At 64.0% G+C, this 11717-nt stretch carries 11 protein-coding genes; 5 read left to right on the top strand and 6 right to left on the bottom strand.

Annotation, left to right across the window (positions count from 1 at the left end; all coding sequences use genetic code 11):
- Positions 1-51: 51 nt before the first annotated feature.
- Entirely contained in the window at positions 52-1194 is a 1143-nt protein-coding gene (locus AB0P23_RS03055) for an acyl-CoA dehydrogenase family protein (protein WP_027496854.1), read from the top strand.
- Between the two features lie 79 nt (positions 1195-1273).
- On the opposite strand, the gene lexA is transcribed toward AB0P23_RS03055, so the two are convergent.
- Complete coding sequence (lexA, locus tag AB0P23_RS03050) at positions 1274-1957, bottom strand: transcriptional repressor LexA (RefSeq protein WP_027496855.1); 684 nt, start codon at positions 1955-1957, stop codon at positions 1274-1276.
- 399 nt (positions 1958-2356) lie between these two features.
- On the opposite strand from lexA, the gene AB0P23_RS03045 reads away from it, so the two are divergent.
- Together AB0P23_RS03045 and nrdR are read left to right on the top strand one after the other, a co-directional pair.
- The gene (locus AB0P23_RS03045) at positions 2357-2746 is read left to right on the top strand and encodes a hypothetical protein (protein ID WP_032372564.1); all 390 of its coding nucleotides are present in this window, start codon (positions 2357-2359) and stop codon (positions 2744-2746) included.
- 99 nt (positions 2747-2845) lie between these two features.
- Complete coding sequence (gene nrdR / locus AB0P23_RS03040) at positions 2846-3310, top strand: transcriptional regulator NrdR (protein ID WP_027496857.1); 465 nt, start codon at positions 2846-2848, stop codon at positions 3308-3310.
- 12 nt (positions 3311-3322) lie between these two features.
- On the opposite strand, the gene hrpA is transcribed toward nrdR, so the two are convergent.
- Entirely contained in the window at positions 3323-7219 is a 3897-nt protein-coding gene (gene hrpA, locus AB0P23_RS03035) for an ATP-dependent RNA helicase HrpA (protein ID WP_032400222.1), read from the bottom strand.
- 97 nt (positions 7220-7316) lie between these two features.
- Between hrpA and AB0P23_RS03030 the strand changes: the two genes are divergently transcribed.
- The gene (locus AB0P23_RS03030) at positions 7317-8576 is read left to right on the top strand and encodes an aminotransferase class III-fold pyridoxal phosphate-dependent enzyme (RefSeq protein ID WP_363796773.1); all 1260 of its coding nucleotides are present in this window, start codon (positions 7317-7319) and stop codon (positions 8574-8576) included.
- Here the strand turns inward: AB0P23_RS03030 and AB0P23_RS03025 are convergent.
- Positions 8560-8790, bottom strand: a complete 231-nt coding sequence (locus AB0P23_RS03025) for a hypothetical protein (protein WP_027496860.1) — start codon at positions 8788-8790, stop codon at positions 8560-8562. The two genes, AB0P23_RS03030 and AB0P23_RS03025, sit on opposite strands and share 17 nt — an antisense overlap.
- A gap of 37 nt (positions 8791-8827) precedes the next feature.
- On the opposite strand from AB0P23_RS03025, the gene AB0P23_RS03020 reads away from it, so the two are divergent.
- Entirely contained in the window at positions 8828-9502 is a 675-nt protein-coding gene (locus AB0P23_RS03020) for a hypothetical protein (protein WP_027496861.1), read from the top strand.
- Here the strand turns inward: AB0P23_RS03020 and AB0P23_RS03015 are convergent.
- The 3 genes from AB0P23_RS03015 to AB0P23_RS03005 form a co-directional block, all read right to left on the bottom strand.
- The gene (locus AB0P23_RS03015; protein ID WP_032370134.1) at positions 9492-10166 is read right to left on the bottom strand and encodes a PhzF family phenazine biosynthesis protein; all 675 of its coding nucleotides are present in this window, start codon (positions 10164-10166) and stop codon (positions 9492-9494) included. The two genes, AB0P23_RS03020 and AB0P23_RS03015, sit on opposite strands and share 11 nt — an antisense overlap.
- A gap of 96 nt (positions 10167-10262) precedes the next feature.
- The gene (locus AB0P23_RS03010; protein ID WP_032372559.1) at positions 10263-10802 is read right to left on the bottom strand and encodes a carboxymuconolactone decarboxylase family protein; all 540 of its coding nucleotides are present in this window, start codon (positions 10800-10802) and stop codon (positions 10263-10265) included.
- Position 10803: 1 nt separating this feature from the next.
- Positions 10804-11391: a peroxiredoxin gene (locus AB0P23_RS03005; protein ID WP_363796770.1), complete on the bottom strand. Its 588-nt coding sequence runs from the start codon at positions 11389-11391 to the stop codon at positions 10804-10806.
- Positions 11392-11717 lie beyond the last annotated feature (326 nt).

Below are 11717 nucleotides of genomic sequence, written 5' to 3'. Positions count from 1 at the left end.
ACACCCCTTTCTCGCGGTCGACGACGGTGCGCACCGAACAAGGAGACCCGCGTGGAACGCACACTTTTCGAGCCCGAGCACGAGCTGTTCCGGGAGTCGTACCGGAAGTTTCTCGAACAGCACGTAGCCCCCAATCACGCGAAGTGGGAAGAGCAGAACATCGTCGACCGCGGCGTCTGGGTAGAGGCCGGCAAGCAGGGCTTCCTCGGGACTGCCGCACCGGAGGAGTTCGGCGGCGGCGGCGTCAAGGACTTCCGCTACAACGCCATCGTCACCGAGGAAACCACCCGCGGCGGCTACAGCGGCATCGGCTTCACCCTGCACAACGACGTCGTCGCGCCGTACTTCATCGAGTTGGCCAACGACGAGCAGAAGCAGCGGTGGCTGCCCGGATTCTGCTCCGGTGAGCTGATCACCGCGATCGCCATGACCGAGCCGGGTACCGGTAGCGACCTGCAGGGCATCAAGACCAAGGCCGTTCGGGACGGCGACGACTGGGTACTGAACGGCTCGAAGACGTTCATCACCAACGGCATCAATGCCGATCTGATCATCGTCGTAGCGTGCACCGACCCCGAGAAAGGTGCCCAGGGCTTCAGCCTGTTGGTCGTGGAGCGCGACATGCCCGGATTCGAGCGTGGTCGCAACCTCGACAAGATCGGCATGAAGGCCCAGGACACTGCGGAACTCAGCTTCACCGACGTTCGGGTTCCTGCCGCCAACCTGCTCGGCGAAGAAGGTATGGGCTTCATCTACCTGATGCAGAACTTACCTCAGGAGCGGCTCTCGATTGCCGTCGTCGCCGCTGCGGCCATGGAATCGGCACTGGAAATGACCATTCAGTACTGCCGTGACCGCAAGGCATTCGGTAAGTCGATCGGAAAGTTCCAGAACACGCGATTCGTGTTGGCGGAACTCGCTACCGAAACCACCGCCACCCGCATCATGGTCGACAAATTCATCGAACTGCTCAACGACGGCAAGTTGACCGTGCAGGAAGCTGCCATGGCCAAGTGGTGGACCACCGAGAACCAGGTCAAGCTCATCGACCGGTGCCTTCAGCTGCACGGTGGGTACGGCTACATGAAGGAGTACCCGATTGCCAAGGCGTACATGGATTCTCGGGTACAGACCATCTACGGCGGCACCACGGAGATCATGAAGGAGATCATCGGTCGCGGACTGAATCTCTGATTCTTTCCATCGTTCAGGACCGAAGAGAAGGGCCGCAGCATCTGTGCTGCGGCCCTTCTTCGTTGTGTCCGAACAGAGTTCAGAGCTTGCGCATCACGGTGACGACCTTGCCGAGAATGGCGGCATTGTTGCCCGGGATCGGCTCGAACAGTGGGTTGTGCGGCATGAGCCATACCTCACCCTTGGAACGCTTGAACGTCTTGACCGTGGCCTCACCCTCGATCATCGCCGCGACGATGTCGCCGTTGTCGGCCACGGACTGTTGACGCACCACCACCCAGTCGCCGTCACAGATCGCCGCGTCGATCATGGACTCGCCGACGACCTTGAGCAAGAACAACGATCCCTGACCGACCAACTCGCGCGGGAGTGGGAACACGTCCTCGACGGCTTCCTCCGCCAGAATCGGTCCACCCGCGGCGATCCGTCCGAGAACCGGCACGAACGTCGGCGTCGGCAACCGATCCTGCTCGTCGGACGCTGCCGAACCGTCCACCGCTGCCGCGGCCTGATCGGCCTGCACCTCGTCCAGTCCGCGGACGTCCACAGCGCGAGGGCGGTTGGCGTCGCGCCGCAGGAACCCCTTGCGTTCGAGGGTGCGAAGCTGATGTGCGACGGACGACGTCGACGTCAGGCCCACGGCATCGCCGATCTCTCGAATGCTGGGTGGGTATCCGCGCTCGGTGACCGAGGCCCGGATGACCTCCAACACCTTCCGTTGGCGCTCGGTGAGCCCTGCACTGATGTCGGTGCCCACCTCCATGGCCTTCGGGGTCGGCTCGGCAGCCGGCTTTCCGGCTGCAGCCTTGCCGACCGTCGAGGATCCGGCTCGCGTGGAACCAGCTTTCGTGGAACCCGTCGTACTGGAACCGGTGATGGACCTCGTCGAGGTCTCGTCCTTCATGCTGTCGGCCTCCTGCTGATGCGGCTGGATTCGGTCTACGCGGTATCGATCCACGCGGACTGGAGTTGATGATGTCGACTCGTGTGGCGTGTGGTTTCTGACACGAATCTAGCGTGTATCAGCTGTTGAATCAAACATCTGTTCGACTCGTGTCGCGTTTTCTACAGACTTTGTCGGAGGCGCGTGATAGAACTTCGAACAAGCGTCCATCGAACGCCTGATCGAACAATCGATCCAACGAGCGAAGACGAGGTTCCGATGACCATCACCACCGATCGTCCCACCACTGCCGGTTTGCGTTCGCGATCCGGTGTCGTCGAGCGTCGTCGGCGCTCGCGGCCCGTGCTGCAGAACCACGCGCGTCGGACGCAGAACGGCCCGTGCTTGCCTGTCGTGGACGAGTCCTGGACCGACGTCACCGATCGCGAGATGGCGGATCGAGACTTCGACGACACGTCGGCCCATTTCGCGAGCCAGACCGTGCGCCCACGCTCTCTCGTTCTGTGGATGTTGGCTGTGGTCGTCGTGGCCGGCGGTCTGATCGGCATTGCGAATCTGAGCGCGACCACACCCGACGCGGCCACTCAGCCCGCCGGCGCGGTCATGGTTCACGACGGAGCGCTCGTCGAGTACGCACCCAGCAGATGACCACCGGCACCATGGTGCCCAGCGTGGCTGAGTATCCTCGAAGACTGCCCCGACGCGCACGTTCGTCGTCGGAGTATCGGCTACGACGGAGGCTCCCTCATGCATTGCCCGTTCTGCAGACACCCCGACTCACGCGTGGTGGATTCGCGTGAAATGGACGAGGGTCAGGCAATACGGCGACGCCGGTCCTGCCCCGAGTGCGGTCGACGCTTCACCACCGTGGAGGCCGCCGTGCTCGCCGTCGTGAAACGCAGTGGTGTGACCGAGCCGTTCAGTCGGGAGAAGGTCGTCAAAGGAGTTCGTCGCGCCTGCCAGGGCAGAGACGTCGACAACGACGCGCTGAACCTGCTGGCTCAGCAAGTCGAAGACAATATTCGCGCGGCCGGTTCGGCCGAGATTCCCAGCAACGAAGTGGGCCTGGCCATTCTCGGACCGCTACGCGATCTCGACGAAGTGGCCTACCTTCGTTTCGCATCGGTCTACCGTTCGTTCAGTTCGGCAGAGGACTTCGAGAAGGAAATTCACGAACTCCGCAAACATCGAGAGTCCGCCGACGTCGAGTGAACCGCGGGCCGATCAGCGAGACTGATCGGCGATCGCCTTCTCGATGCGCTTCTCCGATACCGGATACGCGGTACGAATTCCCTGCGCGAACAGCCCCACCCGCAGCTCCTCGATCATCCAGAACAGCTCCTGCACACCCGGGCTGTTCTTCCTGCTCTCCGGAAGCGAATCCAACAGCCGCCCGTACGAGCCGTACACCCGGTCGAGAACGTCCATCGCCGCAGCGTCGCGGCCCGCGCTGCTCGGCAGAGTGGACAGCCGCTTCGTCGCCGCAGCGAGATAGCGTGGCAGATCGGCCAACCGTCGAGAACCGAACTCGGTGACGAAACCGCGAAAGATCAAGCCGTCGAGCTGTTCTCGGACATCGTCGGCCGGCTCACCCGATGCGGTCTGCAACTGGGCCGACAGAGCCAACGCGGCCGTCAGGACCGGTCGAACCAGCGCGAGAACAGCAGCAGTACGCCGCGGAACCTCCGCGTCCACCAGCGCCCTGAGCTTGTCGAACTCGGCCGGATCGCGAACCGGTCCGCCGTGCGCGTCCATCGCTTCTTCCACAGCGAGCGCACGGCACTCCTCGAGCAGCGCATCGACGCCGCCGTACGGGTTCTGGCCGAGCGCAAGACGTTCGGCGGTCGGCAGCCCGGCCAACAGCGCCTTCGTTCCCTTCGGTGCCGTGGCGAGCAGCAGAGTGCGGGTGCCCGCGCGCATGGCTGCTCGTTGCTGGGCGGGGGTACTGAGCACTCGCACCGCCACGCCCGAACCCTCGGGCACCAACGCCGGGTACCCGGTGACCTTCTGCCCGCCCACGTCTCGGGTGACCGTGGGTTCCAAGCGGCCCAACGTGCCCGAGGTCCACGCCAGCGTCGGGGCGCGCTCCGCGTCGCCGACCGCACGTGCAACCTGTCGGCCGACCTCACCGGCCAGACCGGCGCGCAGCGCAGTCAGATCCTTGTTGCTGCCGAGCACGGTCCCGGACGGGTCGACCGCGGCGAACGTCATTCGCAGGTGATCGGGTAGCGCCGCAGTGTCGAAGTCCTTCGCGGTGATGTGGCACTGTGCGGCCCGTGAGAGTTCTCGGGCCAGAGCCGTCACGAGTGTTTCGGCCCGCGGTTTCATCACTGCCAACGCTGCCGCAGCGAAGTCCGGAGCCGGAACCACGTTGCGTCGCAATGCCTTCGGTAGCGTCTTGATCAAGGCGGTGACGAGCTCGGCGCGCATCCCAGGCACCAGCCAGTCGAAGCCGACCGGCTGTACCTGAGCGAGCAGTGCGATGGGAATCCGCGCGGTGACGCCATCAGCGGCCGTGCCGGGCTCGAATTGATACGTCAGTGGGAATTGAATGTCACCCTGTCGCCACGCGTCCGGATACGCACCCGTCAGTACCGACGCGGCGTCCGAGTTGACGACGGTGTCCGTAGTGAAGTCGAGCAGGGACGGATCTTGCCGGCGGGCCTTCTTCCACCAGGTGTCGAAGTGTCGCGCAGACACGGCTTCCGGGGCGATGCGGGCGTCGTAGAAATCGAACAGTGCGTCGTCGTCGACGACGATGTCCCGTCGCCGAGCACGATGTTCGAGCTCGCCGACGTCGTCGAGCAGAGCCCTGTTCTTGTGAAAGAACCCGTGCTGGGTCTTCCATTCGCCCTGAACCAGGGCATGCCTGATGAAGAGCTCACGAGACGCCTCGGGATCGATGCGGTGATAGTTGACCGGGCGCTGCGTCACCAACGGGATGCCGTACAACGTCACCCGTTCGTAGGCCAGCGCCGATTCCCGTTTGATCGACCAGTGTGGTTCGGAATACGTGCGCTTCACCAGATGCGGTGCCAACCGTTCGGCCCATTCCGGTTCGATGCGGGCGGCCATGCGGCCCCACAATCGTCCGGTCTCGACCAGTTCTGCAGCCATGACCCAGCGCGGTGGCTTCTTGAACAGACCTGACCCGGGGAAGATCGCGAAATGTGCTCCGCGGGCACCCAGAAATTCACGCTTGTCGCCCTCTCTGAGGCCGACGTGCGAGAGCAGGCCCGACAGCAGGGACTGATGCAGTGCGTTCTCGCTCGACTCTGCGTCGGGCACCGTCCATCCGAGGCCGCGAGTGATCTGGCGGAGTTGTCCGTGCAGGTCCTGCCATTCGCGGATCCGCAGGTAGTGCAGGAACTCGGTGCGGCACATGCGTCGGAACTGATTGGAAGACAGCTCGTCTCGCTGCTGCCGCAGGTACTTCCACAGCTGCACGTACGCCAGGAAGTCCGAATTCTCTACCGCGAAACGGGCATGCTTCTCGTCTGCAGCCTGTTGATGCTCGGCGGGACGCTCGCGCACGTCCTGAATCGACAACGCCGCCACCACCACCAGCGCGTCACGAAGCGATCCGTTGCCGTTGGCCTCGACCAACATTCGTGCCATTCGAGGATCGACAGGAAGGGCGGACAGTTCGCGGCCGATCGGGGTGAGCTCGGCAGTGCCGTCCTTGGTGGTCGGCTTGAGTGCTCCGAGTTCTTCCAGCAAGCCGATACCGTCGCGGATGCTGCGTGGATCGGGCGGCTCGACGAAGGGAAACGCGTCGATCTTGCCCAATCCGAGCGCGGTCATCTGCAGAATGACCGAGGCCAGATTGGTGCGCAGAATTTCCGGCTCGGTGAACTGCGGACGAGACTCGAAGTCTTCCTCCGAGTACAACCGGATACAGATCCCGTCGGCGACGCGTCCGCAGCGACCCGCCCGCTGGCGCGCAGAGGCCTGTGAAATCGGTTCGATGGGCAGCCGCTGCACTTTGGTGCGCAACGAGTATCGCGAGATGCGCGCGGTGCCCGGGTCCACGACGTAGCGGATGCCGGGGACCGTCAGCGACGTTTCCGCGACGTTCGTCGACAGCACGACCCGGCGTCCCGAGTGCGGTGAGAACACCCGATGCTGTTCGGCGGCAGAGAGTCTGGCGTACAGAGGCACGATCTCGGTGTTGCGGAGATTGCGATCGGCCAGCGCGTCCGCGGTATCGCGAATTTCGCGTTCACCGGACAGGAACACCAAGATGTCGCCGTCACCCTCGGACATCAGCTCGTCGACGGCCTGGCAGGTGGCATCGACGGGATCGAGGTCGATCGTCGTTTCTCCCGCGTTGACCGTCAGAGGTCGATACCGCATCTCGACCGGGAACGTACGGCCGGATACCTCGATGATCGGTGCTGCGACCCCGTCGCGTGCGAAGTGTTGCGCGAATCGCTCCGGATCGATGGTCGCCGACGTGATGACGATCTTGAGATCGGGTCGCCGGGGGAGCAGTTGCGCGAGGTATCCCAGGATGAAGTCGATGTTCAGGCTGCGCTCGTGCGCCTCGTCGATGATGAGGGTGTCGTACTGGCGGAGCAGTCGGTCGCGTTGGATCTCGGCCAGGAGAATGCCGTCGGTCATCAGCTTGACGAGGGTCGAATCCGAGGACTGGTCGGTGAATCGAACCTTGTAGCCGATCGATTCGCCCAGTGGTTGACCCACCTCCTCGGCGATGCGCTCGGCAACGGTGCGCGCCGCCAACCTTCGGGGCTGCGTGTGACCGATCGAGCCGCGGATTCCGCGCCCCAGTTCGAGGCAGATCTTGGGAATCTGGGTGGTTTTGCCGGACCCGGTTTCACCGGCGACGATGACGACCTGGTGGGCAGCGATCGCTGCGGCGATGTCGTCCTTGCGCGCGCTGACGGGCAACGCCTGCGGATATTCGAGGGTGGGCACTGCCGCCTGGCGTGTGGAGATGACGGCTTCCGCGCGAGCTACGTCGCGTTCGAGCGCGGCGACGGCGTCCTCGGTGCGGGCCTTGTCGAGACGTCGTCGGAGCCGGTTCTCGTCGCGGATGGTGAGCTGTGCAACACGTGCGGCGAGTGCTCGTCGATCACCGGACGAATTCGAGGTAGACATACTCGTACCAGGATATCCGTTACGCGGTACTCGCCCGAACTCCGTCTGGGAACTAACCGATGCACTCGCCGAATTCGACGTGACTACTGTGTAGCGCATGTCTTCCGACCTGGATCCAGCCGCCTCCACACACACCTCCGCGCTGTGGCACGGCTTCGCCGACATGGGCAACGTCACCGCCAATGGGCCGTTCGTCGTCTCGCGCGGCGAGGGTGCGTACATCTTCGACAACGAGGGCAACCGATACCTCGACGCCACCGCCGGTCTGTGGTTCACCAACGTCGGTCACGGTCGCCGCGAGATCGCCGACGCCGTTGCCGCGCAGCTGAGCTTGATCGCGCACTACTCCAACTTCGGCGACTTCGTGCCCGAGACCACGTTGGCACTGGCCGATCGTCTCGCCGCCATCGCACCGGTGCCGGGCAGCAAGATCTTCTTCACCTCGGGCGGATCGGACTCCATCGACACCGCGGCGAAGCTTGCGCGCCGCTACTGGGTCGAAATGGGACGGCCGTCCAAGAAGATCATCGTCGGGCGGCAGAAGGCCTACCACGGCATGCACGTCGCGGGCACCGCGCTCGCCGGCATTCCGGTCAACAAGGAGAACTACGGCGAGCTGATGCCGGACGCCAGAACAGTGGCGTGGGACGACGCGAAATCGCTTCTCGCGCTGATCGAAGAGGTCGGAGCCGAGAACGTCGCCGCCTTCTTCTGCGAACCGGTGATCGGAGCGGGTGGAATCTACTTGCCTCCCGAGGGCTACCTACGTGAGGTACGGCAGATCTGCCGCGACAACGACGTGCTGTTCGTCGCCGACGAAGTGGTGACCGGATTCGGCCGGATCGGCGGTAGTTGGTTCGCCTCCACCCGCTTCGAGCTCGAACCCGACCTGATGACGACCGCCAAGGGGTTGACGTCGGGCTACGTCCCGATGGGCGCCGTGTTCATCGCTCCGAAGATCGCCGAACCGTTCTTCGCAGGCGGAGTCTGGTGGCGTCACGGCTACACCTACGGTGGCCACGCAGGTGCAGCCGCCGCAGCGATGGCCAATCTCGACATCATCGAGCGCGAGGACCTGCTGAGTCACTCCAAGCGCATCGAAGCCGCACTGCACACCCACCTCGCGCCCCTGGCCGACCACGATCGGGTCGCGGAAGTCCGCAGCGGCATCGGCGCTGTCGCTGCCGTTCAGCTCGCCGACCCGGCGGAGGCATTACCTTTCGTGAAAACGTTGAGAGCTCATGGTGTTTCGGGCCGCGCGGCCGGACAGGGTGCAATGCAGATCTCGCCGGCGTTCGTCATGACCGACGCCGAGATCGAGGATATGGCCTCGCGCATCCTCAGTGCGCTCGGCTGAACCGGAGTCTGCTCAACAGCTGCTTCCCCCGCGAGAGCGGGGGAGCAGGTTCGGGTTCCGGCTCAGCGGAGATTGCGGCGAACCGCCGGTGCAGCTGATCGCGCACTTCGTCGGGCGCATACGCGCGCCGCTTGCGCTCGGACCGCACCACCAACGCCCCGGTGGCCGCAACCCCGGCCATCCCGGCGAGACCGAGAGCTTTCCAGACGTTCATGCGGCAACCGTACCGCCACGAGATCTAGGGTTGGTCCATGAATCCGTCGCGAATCAGCCTCGATACCGCTGTGGATGCCACCAGAACCGGCGACATCTGGATCTTCCGCGGCCACTCGTCGGCGGACCGCGCAATCCAGGCTTTGACGAACAGCCCGGTCAACCACGTCGGTATGGCCGTCGTCCTGGACGACCTCCCGCCGCTGATGTGGCACGCAGAGCTCGGAAAGTCGTTGCAGGACATGTGGACCGGAAACTTCCAGCGTGGAGTGCAGCTGCACGACCTACGCGCTGCCGTCACGCACTGGGCCCAGCGGTATCAACAGCGTTGTTGGCTGCGGCAATTGGACGGATACGCCGGTCGTTCCCCAGGCTCCACTCCGGCCGTGACGAAGGAGCAGGAAGACGCGCTGCTTCGCACCATCGCGCGGATGGACGGAACGGCTTTTCCGACCACCGCGGCGCTCGCCGGTCGGTGGTTCCGTGGACGCGTGCCGGCGCTCCGGAAGAACGCGCAGGAGAGCGCTGCGCTCGAAACCGCGTACTGCGCCGAAGTTGTTGCGATGACCTACGACTCGATGGGTCTGTTGACGGGGAACAAGAAAGCCAACTGGTTCGATCCAGGAAAGTTCTGGAGCGGCGACCGTCTGCCACTGGCGGAAGGGGTGCGTCTGGGTGAGGAAATCGAAGTGGACGTGCCCGTCACACCGTGATCGAGTCGTCGTCGACGCTTCGGCCCCCGAGCTCCACCCACCCATCCTCGTCGACGGTGGTCCACAGCGCAGACCCCGCACCCTGGACGATGTTCAGGCCCCGACCGAGCTCGGCAGTGAGCCGGACGGCGGCAGCACCTGTTGCCTCGTCCTCGGCGATTCCCATCATCGGCGCGAACATGCGCGAGCGCAGTTCGGCGCGCTGCTCGTCGGTCCAGGCCCAGATGTAGTGGTGGCCACTGTCGTAGGTGTTCGGATCTGCCGCTGCCACCTCGGCTGCGTCGTGGACCTGATGAAACGTGAACTGCGGAGTCCACTCGGCGCGTGCACGCACCCAGGTGAGCTCGCCGTCGTAGCGGATGTCGAGCGTGGCAGCGGGGACGGTGAGCGTCTGCACCGAGTGTCCGTTGTTGCGAAGCCACCAGGACAATCCGACCGTCGGATGTCCGGCGAACGGGAGCTGCGTCGCCGGGGTGTAGATCGTTGCCGACGCGGTACCAGGTGACGAGCGATCGACGAACACCGTCTCGCTGAAACCCAACTGCCTAGCAACATCCTGCCTGTCGCTCTCGCCTACAGCCTGTGCGTCAACGATGCCCAGTGGATTACCGAACCTGCCGTCGGCATCGGTGAACACTCGGACGACGGACACTTCGATAGCCATGCGGGGACGTTACCAATACGTCGTCGAGGCGTCTCGATCGACGACGAACGGGGACCCGCCGCAGCGGATCCCCGTTTCGACCTGTTCAGCGGAACCTCAGACGGAGGCACCGTCGAGTACGCGGCCGGCCTCGACGGCCTGCGCGACACCCGCGACGATCGATGCGGCGCGAATTGCCTCGAAGATCTTCTCGCGGTCGACGCCCTCGGCGCGCAGAGTCTTCTCGTGCGCCTCGAGGCAGTGGTTGCATCCGTTGACGGCCGAGACCGCGAGCGACCACAGCTCGAAATCGGCCTTCTCGACGCCAGGGTTGCCGATGATGTTCATACGCAAGCCGGCGCGTAGATCGTCGTACTTTCCGTCCAGGTAGCCCTTGGTGCGGTAGAAGACGTTGTTCATACCCATGATCGACGCGGCACCCAGAGCGGCGTTGTACGCCTCGGCCGACAACGAGTCGGCGGCGTCCTCGGCGATCTCTTTCAACGTGGTCGAGGACTTCGACGCGGCGGCCACCGAAAGCAATGTGCCCCAGAGCTGTTGCTCGCTGAGCACGGTGGACCGCACGATCGAACCGAGGTTGAGCTTGAGGTCCTTCGCGTATTCGGGGACGGCGTTCTTCAAATTGTCGATCGACATGTCAGACGCTCGCCGTCAGTAGTTCGCCGGCGTCGATGGTGGGATCGCCCTTCTTCCAGTTGCAGGCGCACAGCTCATCCGACTGCAGTGCGTCCAGTACTCGAAGAACCTCGTCCACATTTCGACCGACCGATCCGGCGGTGACCGAGACGAACTGGATCTCGTTGTTCGGGTCCACGATGAAAGTGGCCCGGTCGGCGACGCCGTCGGCATTGAGAACACCGGTGGCAGCGGCCAATTCGCGCTTGAGATCCGAGAGCATCGGGAAGGGGAGCGTCTTGAGCTCGTCGTGCTGCGCGCGCCACTGGAAGTGCACGAATTCGTTGTCGACGGAGGCGCCGAGGACCTGCGCGTCGCGATCTTCGAACTCGTCGTTGAGCTTGCCGAATGCTGCGATCTCGGTGGGGCACACGAACGTGAAGTCCTTGGGCCAGAAGAAGACGATGCGCCACTTTTCGGCGTGGTCGTCGCTGGTGACGGTGGTGAAGTAGTCGTCGGGCTGCTGCGCGTTCACCTTGGACAGGTCGCCGCCGATGACGGCGGTGAGATTGTATGCGGGGAACTGGTCGCCGATTGTCAACAGTGCCATGTGGTCTCCTCGTGTCGAAATGATCGCGTCGGTTCCGTCGGGAAGCGGTTCGGCTCGGTGGCGATTGTGCAGCCGCACGAGCTCGACCGACCTGGACGAGTGTGCCAAAAATGGGCCGAAAGGTAAACGTGATGAGTGGCACTGGACCGACAGGCGTGCCCGATCGACCCTGTCGGCCGACGCAGTCACATCCGCGATCCGCGCACTACCGCCACTTCGTAACGGCGGCAACGTAATTGGTCTCGGCACCGTATCGGGCCGTCGAATACTCGGTACCTGTCCAACCTGCCGAATGTACGGAGCATTTCGTCTCCGTCGTACTGCCC

The organism is Rhodococcus sp. NPDC077669 (assembly GCF_040686915.1).
Classification (GTDB): domain Bacteria; phylum Actinomycetota; class Actinomycetes; order Mycobacteriales; family Mycobacteriaceae; genus Rhodococcoides; species Rhodococcoides fascians.
This window is presented reverse-complemented; position numbering and strand designations above follow the sequence as displayed.

Coding starts and splice junctions, on each gene's coding strand:
- lexA (WP_027496855.1), bottom strand. CDS start 1,957: ATGGAGGTGGGCACCGACATCAGTGCAGGGCTCACCGAGCGCCAACGG.
- AB0P23_RS03045 (WP_032372564.1), top strand. CDS start 2,357: ATGACCATCACCACCGATCGTCCCACCACTGCCGGTTTGCGTTCGCGA.
- nrdR (WP_027496857.1), top strand. CDS start 2,846: ATGCATTGCCCGTTCTGCAGACACCCCGACTCACGCGTGGTGGATTCG.
- hrpA (WP_032400222.1), bottom strand. CDS start 7,219: ATGTCTACCTCGAATTCGTCCGGTGATCGACGAGCACTCGCCGCACGT.
- AB0P23_RS03030 (WP_363796773.1), top strand. CDS start 7,317: ATGTCTTCCGACCTGGATCCAGCCGCCTCCACACACACCTCCGCGCTG.
- AB0P23_RS03025 (WP_027496860.1), bottom strand. CDS start 8,790: ATGAACGTCTGGAAAGCTCTCGGTCTCGCCGGGATGGCCGGGGTTGCG.
- AB0P23_RS03020 (WP_027496861.1), top strand. CDS start 8,828: ATGAATCCGTCGCGAATCAGCCTCGATACCGCTGTGGATGCCACCAGA.
- AB0P23_RS03015 (WP_032370134.1), bottom strand. CDS start 10,166: ATGGCTATCGAAGTGTCCGTCGTCCGAGTGTTCACCGATGCCGACGGC.
- AB0P23_RS03010 (WP_032372559.1), bottom strand. CDS start 10,802: ATGTCGATCGACAATTTGAAGAACGCCGTCCCCGAATACGCGAAGGAC.
- AB0P23_RS03005 (WP_363796770.1), bottom strand. CDS start 11,391: ATGGCACTGTTGACAATCGGCGACCAGTTCCCCGCATACAATCTCACC.